Origin of the sequence: Nostoc sp., assembly GCF_036917655.1 — a bacterium.
In the GTDB taxonomy this organism is placed as follows: domain Bacteria; phylum Cyanobacteriota; class Cyanobacteriia; order Cyanobacteriales; family Nostocaceae; genus Nostoc.
This window is the reverse complement of record NZ_JBALCY010000066.1, coordinates 54,527-69,718: the sequence shown is the minus strand read 5'-3', so window position 1 is coordinate 69,718 and position 15,192 is coordinate 54,527. Positions and strand designations below refer to the sequence as shown.

Annotated in this window: 10 protein-coding genes; all 10 read right to left on the bottom strand. The window is 41.8% G+C overall.

The features are described from left to right. Nucleotide 1: 1 nt before the first annotated feature. Complete coding sequence (locus V7K30_RS23495) at nt 2-1,663, bottom strand: FAD-dependent oxidoreductase (RefSeq protein ID WP_335003378.1); 1,662 nt, start codon at nt 1,661-1,663, stop codon at nt 2-4. A 442-nt stretch (nt 1,664-2,105) separates the two neighbouring features. After that, nucleotides 2,106-4,277 (bottom strand): AGE family epimerase/isomerase, encoded by a 2,172-nt coding sequence (locus V7K30_RS23490; protein WP_335003377.1) that lies wholly within the window; start codon nt 4,275-4,277, stop codon nt 2,106-2,108. Beyond that, nucleotides 4,270-6,435: a glycogen debranching protein GlgX gene (glgX, locus tag V7K30_RS23485; protein ID WP_335003376.1), complete on the bottom strand. Its 2,166-nt coding sequence runs from the start codon at nt 6,433-6,435 to the stop codon at nt 4,270-4,272. The genes V7K30_RS23490 and glgX overlap by 8 nt, the downstream gene beginning before the upstream one ends. An 896-nt stretch (nt 6,436-7,331) precedes the next feature. Then, entirely contained in the window at nt 7,332-9,992 is a 2,661-nt protein-coding gene (locus V7K30_RS23480; protein WP_335003375.1) for an MGH1-like glycoside hydrolase domain-containing protein, read from the bottom strand. A gap of 502 nt (nt 9,993-10,494) precedes the next feature. Next, a complete protein-coding gene (locus V7K30_RS23475; RefSeq protein ID WP_335003374.1) occupies nt 10,495-11,268 on the bottom strand; it encodes a glucose 1-dehydrogenase in 774 nt (257 codons plus the stop codon). 408 nt (nt 11,269-11,676) lie between these two features. After that, on the bottom strand, nt 11,677-12,486 hold the full coding sequence (locus V7K30_RS23470; protein ID WP_335003372.1) for an MIP/aquaporin family protein: 810 nt from the start codon (nt 12,484-12,486) through the stop codon (nt 11,677-11,679). Nucleotides 12,487-12,634: 148 nt separating this feature from the next. Then, nucleotides 12,635-13,072: a VOC family protein gene (locus V7K30_RS23465; RefSeq protein WP_335003371.1), complete on the bottom strand. Its 438-nt coding sequence runs from the start codon at nt 13,070-13,072 to the stop codon at nt 12,635-12,637. A 37-nt stretch (nt 13,073-13,109) separates the two neighbouring features. After that, the gene (locus V7K30_RS23460) at nt 13,110-13,931 is read right to left on the bottom strand and encodes a nuclear transport factor 2 family protein (RefSeq protein ID WP_335003369.1); all 822 of its coding nucleotides are present in this window, start codon (nt 13,929-13,931) and stop codon (nt 13,110-13,112) included. 300 nt (nt 13,932-14,231) lie between these two features. Continuing rightward, a complete protein-coding gene (locus V7K30_RS23455; RefSeq protein ID WP_335003367.1) occupies nt 14,232-14,606 on the bottom strand; it encodes a nuclear transport factor 2 family protein in 375 nt (124 codons plus the stop codon). A gap of 111 nt (nt 14,607-14,717) precedes the next feature. Next, a complete protein-coding gene (locus V7K30_RS23450) occupies nt 14,718-15,167 on the bottom strand; it encodes a hypothetical protein (RefSeq protein ID WP_335003365.1) in 450 nt (149 codons plus the stop codon). Between the last annotated feature and the right edge of the window lie 25 nt (nt 15,168-15,192).

The window sequence follows — 15,192 nt, the reverse complement described above, 5'->3', positions numbered from 1 at the left end:
ATTACACCTTACTTAGATATTGATGGATGAACTGAATCGCGATCGCCCCCTCTCCAACTCCTGAAGCAACTCGCTTCACAGAGCCATTACGCACATCTCCAGCCACAAAGACGCCTGGTACACTGGATTCAAGTAGGAAGGGTTGGCGATCCAGTTTCCATGCCTTTGAACATCCTTTATTGGGTATCAGGCTCGGTCCGGTTATGATAAACCCTTGTTCGTCTCTCTCTACAATCCCAGCCAGCCAATCAGTGTGTGGCCTCGCGCCGATTAAAATGAATAGCAACTTCGTGGGAATGGTTTCCTTTTCGTGAGTTTTAGTGTTAGCGATCGTAACTGCTTCTAAGTTTGTCTGACCATGAACCTCAACGATGTCCGAGTGAAACCGTACTGTGATATTGTCTGTTGCTAAAATTTGGTCTATCAAGTACTTTGACATACTTGTAGCCAGTGAGTTGCCGCGTACCAACATAGTCACATGGTGAGCGTACTTAGAGATGTACACCGCAGCCTGTCCGGCTGAGTTAGCTCCGCCAACTACATAAACATCTTCATTTTGACAGGAGAGTGCTTCGGTCATTGCTGCACCGTAGTACACACCAGCCCCGGTCAGATTCTCAATACCAGGCACATCAAGTTTGCGATATGAGACACCAGTTGCAATCAGCAATGCGTAACAGCTTAATTCTGTCCCGTCTTTCAGCTTGATGATGCGATAAGAATCTTGCAAGCGAATGTCAATTACCTCTTGAGGCGAGAGAATCTCTACCCCGAATCGTTTCGCTTGAGTAACGGCACGGCGAGCTAATTCTGATCCAGTAATTCCTTGGGGAAAGCCTAAATAGTTCTCGATCCGGGAACTCGTCCCGGCTTGACCCCCTGGAGCCTCTTTTTCAATCAATACTGTGCGTAGACCTTCAGAAGCCCCATAGACTGCTGCTGCCAAACCCGCTGGTCCAGCCCCCACGATCACCAAATCGTAAAAAGGCATTTGGGCCTGCATCTTCAACCCGATTTTTTCAGCAATTTCGGCGTGCGTTGGCTGTGTGAGATACGAACCGTCAGGGCAAACTACTAGTGGCAAATGTGCGATATTACATTGAGCATAAGTAACCCACTGACGTGCTTCTTCCTCTATCTCAATGTCTAACCACTGATAAGGCATATAGTTGCGGGCCAAGAAGTCCTTAATGTGATGACTCTTGGGCGACCAACGGGAGCCAATAACACGAATACCTTCAAAGGGTGGGCGGTATGACGAAACCCAATCGTCTAATAAATCGCTAAGAACTGGATACAGAAGATCTTGTGGCGGCTCCCACGGTTTCAGAAGATAGTAATCAATCTTTGCTGTATTTATCGCAGAGATAGCAGCATCGGTGTCCGCATAAGCTGTTAGTAAAACTCGTTTTGCAGACGGGAAAATTTGCATAGCTTGTTCAAGGAACTGCACGCCCGACATTTGTGGCATCCGCTGATCTACCACACAGAGGGCAACTGTCTCGTTACGTAATTTTACCTGTTGCAATACTCTCAAAGCATTTGCACCTGAGTCGGCTCGTAATACCCGAAAGCGATCGCCATATTCATGTCGGAGATCTCGCTCTATAACTCGTAGAACTCCGGGGTCATCGTCAACAGTAAGTAGTACAGGATTAACCAAAATAACTCCTTTCTGGGGATGATGTTTGTAATGCGCTCAACAAATTTAGTATTTTTATACGGAATTTGGTTGCAGTGGTCTTAAATACAGGGCATAGTCTTAACACTGTTTGAATAAGTAAGCTTGGGGGTGCTGGGAAAGAAAAACTCCCCCAACACCCCCACTCTCTCCCTGTTATCTTTACTTGTTTCAACAAATAACTTTCCTTAAGCGAACTATATTGAGCGTAGTAGTTTGTCAAGTCAACTATGCTGGATAAATAAGTTTGTAGTAAGGACTTTAGTTCTTGATTTTTTAAGCACTTTAATGATTACTAGGAACCTCTCAAAATTTTTGCGACAGGTTAGTAGTCCTAAATGGCTTTGGATAAACCACAGTTTTGTGATTTGAAGTATGTATTTGCGATCCAAATTAGGACTACTAAAATGTCTTTTAACGCAATCTACACAATGGCCATCTCAGCAGTCTCATACTGATCTAAAACAGTTACACTGTCGCAAAATGCACTCGTCATCAGAAATTGTTTCACATTTTCTGGTGCACCGACCATATATAGTTCAACATGAGAACCCAGTTTTTGCTTAGTGAAAATCAAAGCCCGCACACCAGCAGTAGTAATACATTCCAGGTCTTGTAGTAGTAAGACCAGACGATTGATTGGTTGTTCTGTAGCTTTAGCTATTGCTTCCTGAAAACGGATCACACCATTGGCATCCAATAACCCAGTTAAGGAGATTTTGGCAGTACCATTACTGACTTCCAACAGTGTTGCGTCGAAAGAGACTTGAGTCGGAAGAAGCCTGACTCTAACTTTCAGATCCTCTTGAGTAATCGGCAGTTTGACCGTCAGATTTGTAGCATCAAAATCGGCGTACCTTTGCCCATTGATCCAAACATCGCCAATCCGCACACTGCCTGGTGGTAAGATATCTGGTGCAACTCGCAGGATGTTGTCTTTAAAGCCACCTGGTTTTGGTTTGAAGTACAAATCCATTGGCTGTTTAGTAATCAGCAGATTCGTATAAACGCAAGCTAAATAAGCCAGTTCAAAAGAGTGATACCCGCTCATTGAGTGGCTTCCCTTGCCTCGTTCCGTTCCTAATAAGTAGGGAATCCCATTTGACAGAACATTGAAGTAAATACCCCCAGCCACGTAATCGAGAAACCAAGCATTATAGAAAGCAGCAGCTTCACGTGACTGGCGTTGATACTCAGGTTTATCAAGTGAGCCATTCAAGATCAAGTAGGCTAAGATAGCTTGTTCCTGTTGCCACCAGGCTTTCCGGTTATGCCAGACGAAGCGGTGTACCTCTTGTCCTGGTTTTAAGGTGCGTTCCACCACATCGTACCAACCTCCACGCTGTTGATCGCTACCAACTGCTGGCATGATTTCTGCAATCTTTTCTGCCAGAGTCACATAGTTTTCTTTTGGTTTCAGGTGGTTCATCCGCATTAAGTTCCAAGCAATTTTCAGGTTATGACCTACAACTGCTCGATTTTGCTGCCATCCCCAAGTTGTATCATGACTCCAATCTTCATAAAAACGTTCTTGAACAAATGGGCTACGGTCATAATCGGGGAACCGCTTTTCAATGGTGTCGAAGGTATACTCTAAGAAATTTGCGTATTCTTCTTTGCCAGTCGCCAGCCAAAGATTGATCAAATAAGCTGGGGCATGATCACCTACGGAGTTCCAGTTTTTCTTGGCGCGATTATGGCCTAGAGTCTGAGAGTGGGGGCTAAGAGTAATCGGATCGATATGGGAGAAAAATCCTCCTTTCTCTGTCTTGTCCAAGAAATACTTGTTAAACAGATTAATCGTTAACTCGATATCTTTGATAATGCGTGGATCGCCTGTTATCCGATAGGTTTGGGTGGGGCCAGCCAACGCATAAATTTGCTCATAGGCTGGAATAGCGTCATAATCATCTCCAAATTCTGAGGAGAATATTTTTTGCTCACTACCACCTGGATTCACATCAACACCGTGATACCAATAGCAAATTTCTTCGCCTTCATCTAGAAAACGCATGTGTTGGCGCAGGTATTCAGTGCCTTTTTCCGCAGCCTCAAGATAGCGATCGTCCCCAGTCATCATGTAGGCTGTGGCAAAACCGTAAACTAGGCGAGAAATGGTGTCAGTTTCCTGACGATTACTATCTTCTTTGGAACCAACTAAACCGATACCAGTGCGATATTTCCGATAATCAATTTCCCCATCTTCAAACTGAGCTTTGAGGTAAAAATCGCCAAGGCTTCGGATCTGCTTGACCCACCAATCTGGTCTTTCAAAAAGATACTCATTTTCTGTTCTACCCAGAAAAACTATGTGTTTAGCTTCAAACTTATGCTCACCTGCTTCAGGATAAAAAATGCCATACACGAAAAGATAGCAATTTGGAACGAGCATTGAACTTATTTGGCTAGTGCAATCAAAGAAAGGCTCATTTAAATTGCGTACTAGTTCAGCATAAGTCATTGAGGTCAATGCTACTTCAAACTTCCTGCCATCTGACGTTTTGAGATCAAAAGTACCAGATTCTCCCTTACTTGAATCAAAAGCAATAACATACCCAGCAATCAAATCCGAAAATGAAAAGCCTATATTACTCATTGAATTCACTCCTAATTGGAAATTCATTAACTGGTAACCATTTGGAAACCAGAACAACAACGCTACGCTCTTTAACAGGATAGATATTACCTGAAACTACAGTTTCTTCCCCTGGTTCCGCAATATCCATCGGAGAAGGAAGAGCAGTATCTACGACTTTGCACCATCTTCTCCCTTTAATAGAAGGAATTTCAAAGTCGAGTTCCTCCCAGTACATATTGAGCATGACATGAATATCTGCTTCTCCTTCAAAGCCGCCGAGAGTAAATGCGAGAACTCTGGCATGAGAGTCGTGCCAACCTGGTTTGAACAACTTGCAGCCATGCCAAGCAATGTCTGTTAAGCCGCGCTGGTTAACTTCACCAGTGAAAAAATTACTCCGGCGTAAAGCAGAATGGCAATAGCACTTGCGGAAATTAATCATCAGTTTGAAGAACCTGAAAATATCAGTATTCTTCTGGGCAAAATTCCAGTCCAACCAACTAATTTCGTTATCTTGGCAGTAAGCGTTGTTATTACCCTTTTGTGTTCGTCTGACTTCATCACCAGCCACGAGCATGGGTACACCTTGAGATAGCAGAAGAATGGCTGCAAAATTCTTGATCTGTCGTCGGCGTAATGCATCAATTTCTGGATTGTCAGTTTCTCCTTCAACCCCACAATTCCAACTCAAATTGTCATTGATGCCATCTTGATTGTTTTCACCATTTGCTTCATTGTGCTTGTGGTTGTATGAAACTAAATCATTGAGGGTGAACCCATCATGACAGCTAATGAAGTTGATGCTGTTAATCGGTAAATGTCTGCTTGATTGATAAAGATCAGCACTTCCAGCCAGACGCCAAGCAACTGCCCCAACTATTCCAGGATCTCCTTTGACAAAGCGCCGGATGTCGTCTCGAAAACGTCCGTTCCATTCTGCCCAACGATATCCAGGGAAGTCGCCAATTTGATAAAGCCCACCGGCATCCCAAGCCTCGGCAATGATTTTGGTGTCAGCTAGTGTTTCGGATGTTTCAATGTGCCAAATCACTGGCGGATGGATCATTGGTACTCCGTCTTGGCTACGAGATAGGATGGAGGCTTCATCAAAGCGGAAACCATCGACATGCATCTCTTTCACCCAAAATTCCAGGCAATCTACAATTAACTTTTCTACTATGGGGTGGTTGCAGTTGACGGTATTGCCACACCCGGAGTAGTCCATGTAGTACTGCTTATCCCAAGGTACTTGGTGATAAAAGATGCTATTAAAAAGGCCTTTGAAGCTGATGGTTGGGCCTTCATGGTTGCCTTCGTCGGTATGGTTAAAGACTACATCTAGAATGACTTCAATCCCTTCTTTGTGTAAAGCCTTAACCAAATCTCGAAACTCTCTGATATGATTTCCGACATCAGGAAAAGCACAATATGAAGCTTCTGGAGCAAAGTAACTGTGTGGGTTGTATCCCCAGTAGTCTTTTAGTTCCTTGCCGTTGACTTCTCGAAGAATGTTCTTTTCGTCAAAGTCAAATATTGGCAGGAGTTCAACAGCTGTAATTCCCAACTCTTTGAGGTAAGGAATTTTTTCGATAATTCCAGAAAAAGTGCCGGGGTGTTTGCAGCCGGAAGAAGATGATCTGGTAAATCCGCCAACGTGTACTTCATAAATGATGGTATCACTCATTGAGCGGTTGAGGGGGCGATCGCCTTCCCAGTCATAATCAGATATATCAATAACTACACTACGCATAGATGTAGTCAGGTTGTCTTTTGACCCTAAAGCATCGCTACGCTGCCAAAGAGTGTTAGTGTTTCCTCTAGCGTAAGGGTCAAGCAGTACCTTATTTTTATTAAAGCGGTGTCCTCCCCGATGTAAATCAGGATTACCATTGACTCGATAAGCGTAGTGAGCGCCCGGTTTTAACCCTTTGACATAGACATGCCAAAAGTGGAAGGTTTTATTAGTCTTTGGGTTTAACTGAATAATTTGTCTCGGCTGGGGATCATCATCCCGATCAAATAACAAGAGTTCGACAGAGGTAGCGTGTTCTGAAAAGATGGAAAAGTTGACTCCATCTTTGTCTGGCACCGCACCAAAAGGATGTGAACATCCCGATTCTAACTGGTAATCAGATATTGCTAGTTCAACCTGATGTCTATCTGTGGTTAAAGTCATTTTTTCTTTTTGTCCTTACGGCATTTAACTAGTGGATCACTTAGCACACTTTTAGCCATTAATAAAATTATTAATGGTATTTCAGATGATGCTTTTAGCAATTTATTAATGGCTAGATTCGTGTTAAATTACCCATTACTTGTTGACTACAATATTGTCTTGAAAAAGGAATGGTAGTAAGTTTAGTTATTTATCGAGGCAAGCTGGGTGATACAAATAAATGTATTCAAGGCGACTAAGGTAGTAATAGTTTGTAACTATTACTCTTTACTCCCCAGCTTTTCTTAATGCCATTACCTTGAGAAAGGCTTATCGTTTGTATTACCTACTCATACATCTTATCTTCATTAGTTTTTAGTAATTACTGAGTCAATTTTTCGCAACTAAATTGAAAAAATTAAATCTACTCATTCCGGTAATTTAATTGACTATTAAGTAGCTTATATTATTTAATATTAATAAGTGGATAATCTAATTACAAGGGTTTAATTTTCGGGGGATGTTTGTATTTTTTTGATAATAAATAAGTAGGTAAGCAGGAAGATTTTCAACTATTTAATAGATTTAGATTTTAGGGTTATTGTGCCTGTTTTATGCTAAGGAAGTAGGCGATAAAATTTCCAAGTATGTAACGAAATGTAAATTTAGCATGTACATTACAAATTCGTTATTTTACCGTTTTTACAAAATCGGTTTTATCGCGCTTACCTACTTAAAGCCACTCAGCTTCTTATTAAATAATGTACATAAAAATCATTAAAGTCATTTTCTGCAAGGATTCAAGGCTATCAAGCAACAAGTTTCTAGTATTGTGTTCCATAAAAGCAACGCAAGAGCCAATTTGGCTCTTTCGCTCTTTTTATCGCTCTGTAATCACTCTCACCAGAAGTCTGAAATTAATCTGACAACTTCTGTTCTGCACATTGCTGGATTAATTTGGCGATTAAACCTGTCCAACCAGTTTGATGACTAGCACCAATACCCGCGCCATTATCTCCATGAAAGTATTCATTGAACAGAATCAAATCACGCCAATTCGGGTCAGTTTGAAATTTTTCTGTTCCACCATGAAAAGGTCGTTTACCAGAAGCATCTGTGAGAAAAATTTGGATCAGTCTTTGAGCTAATTCAATTGATACTTCCTTGAGTGTCATCATTTGGCCTGAACCGGTGGGACACTCAACTTTGAAATCGTCGCCGAAGTAGCGATAGAACTTTTGCAGTGATTCTAGCAGTAGATAATTAATGGGAAACCAAATTGGGCCACGCCAGTTGGAATTACCGCCAAACATCCCTGTAGTAGACTCAGCAGGTTCGTAATCGACTCGATGCTGCCGACCATCTACCGTCAAAACGTAAGGATCGGACGCATGAACTTTAGAAACAGAGCGAATACCATAAGAACTGAAAAATTCTGTTGCATCTAACATCTTTTCTAAGATGCGACGGAGTTTGTCTGGATAGGCGATCGCTAGCAGTCGGCGCTCACCCATACCTTCTTTGTGCATACAAGCGATATTTTGGGTCAGATCGGGGCGATTTTGCAAAAACCATTGCGTTCGTTGCTTAAAGCCTGAGAGTCGCTCTAACGCTTCTGGTTCTAAAATGCTCACGGCACATAATGGAATTAACCCCACCAGCGATCGCACTTTCATCGGGAATTGATGACCATCAGGTGAATGTAGGGCATCGTAGTAAAAACCATCAGTTTCATCCCATAGCGCTATTTCAGCATCACCAACGCCGTTCATGGCATCTGCAATGTACAGGAAATGCTCGAAAAACTTGCTGGCGATGTCTTCATAGGTGGAATTTTCCTTTGCTAACTCTAAGGCGATCGTTAGCATATTCAGACAATACATCGCCATCCAACTTGTGCCATCTGCTTGTTGCAAATATCCACCAGTTGGTAGCTGAACGCTACGGTCAAATACACCAATATTATCCATGCCCAAAAAGCCACCCTGAAAGATATTTCTGCCTTCTAAATCTTTCCGGTTAACCCACCAAGTAAAGTTCACCAATAATTTCTGAAAAACACTCTCCAGAAATTTTTTATCTGCATTACCATAGATTTTTTGCTCAATCTGATAAACCTGCCATGCAGCCCAAGCATGAACGGGCGGATTAACATCACCAAAAGCCCATTCATACGCTGGGAGCTGACCGTTAGGATGCATATACCACTCGCGTGTCAAACGACTCAGTTGCAGCTTGGCAAAGTCAGGATCAATCATCGAGAGCGGAATTACATGAAAAGCTAAATCCCAAGCCGCAAACCAAGGATATTCCCATTTGTCGGGCATGGAAAGTACATCGTCGTTAAATACGTGAAACCATTCATGATTTCTGCCATTGAGCCGCGATGCTGGCGGCACGGGGCCAGCCGGATCGCCTTTTAGCCATTGGTCGGCTACATAATAGTAAAACTGTTTACTCCATAGCATTCCAGCAAATGCCTGTCGCTGCACATTCCGGCTGTCTTCTAACATCGGCAACGGACAAATTCGCTGATAAAATTCATCTGCTTCGCGCTGGCGCTGTTGCCATACTGTATCAAATTCAGTACCGAATGGTGCAATTAAATTTTGCGCGTCACTTAATCGCAACCGCACTGTTTTGGTTTCGCCTGCACCGATTTGTAATTCATAACGAGCAGCAAATTTAGTGCCGATCCGATTGGGATTGACACCTGTTTTTTGCCCATTCACTACATAATTATTTATTCCATCTTTAACGTATGCCGAAGCATTGCTGACCCCAAACAATCTTTGATTATTAGTCTCATTTTCTGTAAATAGTAGTTCTGGAGTTTCATTACAGTATAGCCATCGGGTTTCTAAAGAGGGGTGATAAGCTTCGATGGTGCTGAGGTCAGAGTTAGATTGGCTAATTTTTAACCAGGGCTTCTCTTCTTGATTACCAGTCCAAGACCAGGTGTTGCGAAACCAAAGTGTTGGTAACAAATGCAGTGTTTTTGCTTCTGGCCCTCGATTAATCACATTGATCTCAATCAAAATGTCGTCGGGTGAAGCCTTAGCGTACTCAATGAATACATCAAAATAACGGTCTTGGTCAAATATACCTGTATTGATTAATTCAAACTCTGGCTTTTGGCGATCTCTGCGCCGATTTTCTTCTACCAGCTGGTTGTATGGAAAAGCAGCTTGGGGATATTTATAAAGATATTTCATGTAGGAGTGAGTCGGGGTGTTATCCAGGTAGAAGTAGTATTCTTTAACATCTTCACCGTGATTCCCCTGATTCCCTGTCAGGCCGAAAAGCCTCTCTTTAAGAATTGCATCCTCACCATTCCAGAGAGCGATCGCAAAACATAGTCGCTGATGATTATCAGAAATTCCCGCAATCCCATCTTCGCCCCAGCGATAGGCACGGGAGCGGGCATGGTCGTGGGGAAAGAATTCCCAGGCGGTACCATCAGGGCTATAGTCTTCCCGCACTGTTCCCCACTGCCGTTCACTCAGGTAGGAACCCCATCTTTTCCAATAGGCTGTGCGATCGCGATCTGCTGCTAATCTTGCTTCTTCTTGAGTCATAGGATTTCGGATTTTGGATTAAAAATCTCAAGTATTCTCAACTCTTACTCTCTGCGCCTGGAGCGTCAATCAATTTTGGATTTTGGATTTTAGATTTTAGATTGACCCCAGCAATCAAGTCAGGGGCTTCTCTACGAGACGCTACGCGAACAGACCTTTTTAAATTTTAGATTTTGAATCTTCAATTCCATTTTCCAAAATTTAAAATCTAAAATTCGGTAATCCCAATTCATATTTATATTCAGCAAGTCCAAAAATCTTTAGAACAAGGCTGTTTTAGGTATCTCAAACAATACGATCTATGCCAATTTCGTATTCATGCAAAACTCAAAACGTAGAATTCTCTGTGGTAGGTTCTGTTGCCATTTTGGGGCGAAGCACTTCTGCTACCGTCCAGTCAGAAGCAATGATAACCAGCAATGATTATTTTGCCCTTGGGTTCCGCAGTGGGTGACTGACGAGAAACTGGTCGGTAGCGAATGTTAGAGCCAACACAATCTACCTACTGCTCATGATAGTTCCGGCTCAGTCCTCCATCTACATAGAAGGTTGCGCCTGTGATGTAGTCGGCATCTGCTGAGGCTAAAAAGGCAACTACGGGTGCGATATCTTCTGGCTTGCCTAAGCGACCCAAGGGAATGTTTTTTAACAGCGCTCCCAATTTTTCGGGGTCATTTAATAACTTACTATTAATTGGTGTCTCAATTGCTCCAGGAGCCACGTTATTAATTGTAATTCCCAAAGGACCAAGCTCAACTGCTAGGTTACGCATCATCATCTTTACACCACCTTTGCTGGCACAGTAGGCAGTGAAGTGGGGAAATGCTATTTCCTCATGAGTAGAGCTAATATTGATGATTTTGCCAGTTCGCTTGGTTTCGATGAAGTGCTGCACTATCGCTTGAGTGGCGAAAAATGTGCCTTTGAGGTTGATATCAATCACTGAGTCATAGTCGGCTTCGGTGATGTTCCAGAAGTCAGCATTTCGACCGTCGATGCCAGCGTTGTTCACTAGAATGTCTAACTTACCAAAATATTGAATACCCTGGTCTATAAGTTGACGAATATCGCTAATTATACTCAAGTCAGCTTTAACAGTTAAGCCTTTACTCCCAGCAGCTTCCACTTTCGACAGAGTTTCTTGAGCGCCTTCAGGATGAGAACGGTAGTCAATCACAACATCTGCACCTTGTTCCGCCAGATGTACAGCAATAGCTTGACCAATTCCTCCGCTACTACCAGTTACTAAAGCTACCTTTCCTTCTAGTCTCTTCATTGATTTTATCCTTCTAGAGTATTTTAATGTTTTCAGGTCTTATGAATGACTTTCAACTAAAACAATCTTTGTCAGAATTCAGAAGTCAGAATAGTTCAAGAATCAGGAAAATATTTGATGAATATACCAATCATACTAGACTATTTACAAATTTTGACTTCTGATTGTTGAATTATTAATTTATCCCTCTGATGAGAGAAAAATACTCTACCTCTGGTGACGCTCAGATGTAGTGAAAAATTTTGCGATCGCTTCCGATAGATGCTCCGCACCATCGCATCATTTTAACTTACTTTGTTACGAAAGTGGAAACAGATTATTCTCTGCTGAAAGTAATAAAAGAGGGATATCTGCCACATTTTTTGCTAGTCAAGTCTTGTGAGCAACTTTGTTATTCCTAGATTAAATCTACTGATGCTTTGCCAGATATGGTACTTTAACATTTTTAAAAATACAACGATAGTTAGGAACATGAAAAAGTTTCCCTGTCAAAACTTCGCGTTCACCCATAGTTATCAGCGAAAAAACTTTTACGGCAACTATTGCCCCTAGTGGAGATGCAATACAATAAAGCCACTGGTTTTGCCAAGACCATGCTAATAAAGCCGGGCCAATGCTGCGTGCTGTATTCAAACTGGTACCAGAAATAGGCGCTCCCAACCAAACCATAGTTGCCACTAGAAGCCAGACCATTAAAGGTGTCCAGCGCAATAAGTGATTATGACTCAAGAAGATAAAGATAGACAGCACTAACAGAAATGTCATGAAAACTTCAGCTATAAATACATACCATAACGGATAACCTATTCCAGGTGAAGTGATACAATAATTAACGCTGACAAGATAATTTCTCCACAGAGCTAATGCTAAAGATGTGCCAAGAACTGCGCCAATAAATTGACCAAAAATATATCCAATTAAGTCACTTTTATGCATTTTGCCTTGCAACCAGAATGCCAATGATAAGCAGGGGTTGAGGTGGGAACCACTCAGTTTTCCTAAAGGGGAAATGCTAAATAATGCACCGCTTCCAGCAAAAATGAGACCATTAATTAATAAACGAGGACTCACTGCCGGGATGAGATGCTCCATAGGCAAGCCCTTGCCAAAATTGAAGGTGATTATACTGAATCCGACCAAGATATTAAAAGCAGTTCCCAGCAACTCTGCACCATATTCAGACCAGTTAAGGGTTTTCCAATTTTTGAAAGTATTCATGAGTTTCTTTCTGCCGGTCAACAATTAAACTTTATACAGCAATTCCGTTTAGTTTTGAACAAAGATTAGCTACTTGATCAGGATTGTGATTGTCAATTTGTTCATCTCCTATTGAGGAATGCTGTATATAGTTAATTTGAAATTACCCTCAATTTGCCTGTAATAGTGGTGGATTATCCTGATCAACGTATCCCTGGCTAATTTCAACAATATTGCCATCTGGATCGGATACCCAAACCGTGCGCCACCCAGGAATAAAGCTATCAAAGTTGAGTGGCCCAAGGGTTACTTTTGCATCCTTGCCAATCTCAGCCAGTTTAGCATCAACATCATCAACCTGGAAACCAAAATGACGCCAAGCTGGATAGGTAGGGCCGTCTTGGGTGGCTAAAGGGGCAGGGGTTTCTCCCTTAGCTTGGAAAAGTTCAAGATACATATCGCCCAACTTCAGAAAGACAATCTGCTCATTATTGCCAATTGGTGCAACCCTTGCTCGTTTAAAGCCGAAATATTTCGTGTAGAACTTTTCAGTTGCAATCGGATCTTTGCAGCTGATTGCCATTTGAGAAACTTTTAGCAAAGCCATTACTTCAGTCCTTACTGACACAAAAAAGTGAACTTAGTTAAGCGTATGTTCCATCGGGGTATTGAATTACACCAGCAAAGTGAACAGCGATTTTGCGATCGCGCAGCACCCAGTTATCATAGAAACTCACCTCGCCAACATCGCCATTGACGCTTCTGGTTTTCAGGCTTTCAACTATCATCAGTGTATTCTCGGTTTCAGCCCACTGGTCAAGCTTGACCTCCAAATCTTCTAAACTGAAGATGCGACTTTCAAAGAACTGTTTGAGCGCTTGACGACCACGCACGTAAAGGGGTTTGCGGTTTTCAGTTAAGGTGCTAATCAGCAGAACATCTTCAGCATATTGGTTGAGTAAACCATCAACATTTTTCGCTTTAATAAAGCCGATATGCTCTTTATAAAACTTGCCCAATGGAGAGTCAGGTGCTTCTGTTTTAACTCTTCCTGCATTTACATAAGTTTTATCTGGGTACTGAATTACACCAGCAAAGTGGATAGCGATTTTTCCATCTTGCAAAAACCAGTTATCGTAGAACTCCACACTACCGACTTCACCGGTTTTACTTGTGGTGTTTAGCTCCTCTACCATCATCAGTGTGTTTTCAGTTTCAGCCCACTGGTTGAGCCTGATTTCAAAATCTTCTAAACCGAAAATACGACCTTCAAAAAACTCTTTGAGTGCTTGACGACCTTGCACATAAAGAGGTTGACGGTCTTCAGTTAAGGTGCTAATCAGCAGAGCATCATCGGTATATTGGTTGAGTAAACCATCAACATTTTTCGCTTTAATAAAACCGATATGCTCTTTGTAGAGCTTGCTGATGGGAGATACAAGCAATTGTTCTATTGATGTACTCATAATAATCCTCTATTGTAGGGTATTCAGACTGAAGGAAGTTATAGCTTGGAAATACAGCATGGGAATGTAATTACAGCAGATTTAAAGAAAGTTAGTGAGGTACACAATCTAGGTCTGGTAGCCAGATATAAATCCTATTTTACTTCCCAATTCTGACGTCTCGGCGGAGCGTCTCCGGCTCCGTTCCTGAATTCTGCTGTAAGTAGCACTTAGTCAACTCGTTTGTAGTTAGTGCTAGTTACTAACTACAAACAAGCGCATAGTTTACCACTATAGGCATCACTTGAAATTAGTGCTATTCTAAGAAACCCAAAAGCCAAAGTGATAAGCAATTTGTCCATTACGGATAGTCCAGGCATCTCCAACTGATACTTGACCAAGTTTACAGTTGAATTTGGCTTGGAAAAAAATAGCATTTTCTGCTTCTGTGAAATCTAAGGATTTGATATCAATATATTCAATTGTTCTCAGGTAATCGTGAAAGAATGTTTTGATATTTTCCCGACCATAAACTGTGATGGGTGCAGGTGTATTTTCAAAGCCATTGAAAAAGGTGATTAATACAGCATCTTCTGCATAATCTCTATCCACCATTTCATCGATTTTTCCGGCAGAAATAGTCTCGATATGTTTGTCAAAGAATTGACGACCCGGTGAAATTGTTGAAACTGCCACTTTTATATCTCCTAGAATTGTTATGGAATTATGAGTAGGGAGCGCTATTAACTACACACAATCTGTCATCTGCGCCCCAAAACTTCATTTTTTTCGCGGATGTCTGCAATTTTAAAGTTGAGCAGACCCTTCATAATAATTAAGTGAATCAACAATGTAGGTTGCAATTACTGGCTTACCAGTATTAGGCGATCGCTTCACGATCCAAGTTTGATAAGCATCTAAAACAATGCGTTGACTTTTGGCTGCTGGTGGATTCCACACGCTAGCTTCCCATTTGACGATGACTTGAACACTCGCTTCGTCTACTGAAGGTGTAACGTTGACTTCCTTTAAAGTATGGACTTCATCAAAGAAAATCCCGATAACGCGATCGTACCAACCTTTAAATCCATCAAAACCATAAACTGTAGCTTCAGGAAAGCGCATTTCTAAACCATCTTCAGCTAGAAAAGGAATATAATCTTCTAGCGGAGCGTGAACATCTAATTTTAAATACCAGTCTGCTGCCAGTTGCTTAATTTCTGTCGCTGTTAAAGGTGCTATTTTAGCTACTGTCATTGCTTTTCTCCCTTTTAATTCAGTA

Excerpts from the sequence above, each read along its gene's own strand:
- V7K30_RS23490 (WP_335003377.1), bottom strand. The coding sequence starts at position 4,277 with ATGAGTAATATAGGCTTTTCATTTTCGGATTTGATTGCTGGGTATGTT.
- glgX (WP_335003376.1), bottom strand. The coding sequence starts at position 6,435 with ATGACTTTAACCACAGATAGACATCAGGTTGAACTAGCAATATCTGAT.
- V7K30_RS23480 (WP_335003375.1), bottom strand. The coding sequence starts at position 9,992 with ATGACTCAAGAAGAAGCAAGATTAGCAGCAGATCGCGATCGCACAGCC.
- V7K30_RS23475 (WP_335003374.1), bottom strand. The coding sequence starts at position 11,268 with ATGAAGAGACTAGAAGGAAAGGTAGCTTTAGTAACTGGTAGTAGCGGA.
- V7K30_RS23470 (WP_335003372.1), bottom strand. The coding sequence starts at position 12,486 with ATGAATACTTTCAAAAATTGGAAAACCCTTAACTGGTCTGAATATGGT.
- V7K30_RS23465 (WP_335003371.1), bottom strand. The coding sequence starts at position 13,072 with ATGGCTTTGCTAAAAGTTTCTCAAATGGCAATCAGCTGCAAAGATCCG.
- V7K30_RS23460 (WP_335003369.1), bottom strand. The coding sequence starts at position 13,931 with ATGAGTACATCAATAGAACAATTGCTTGTATCTCCCATCAGCAAGCTC.
- V7K30_RS23450 (WP_335003365.1), bottom strand. The coding sequence starts at position 15,167 with ATGACAGTAGCTAAAATAGCACCTTTAACAGCGACAGAAATTAAGCAA.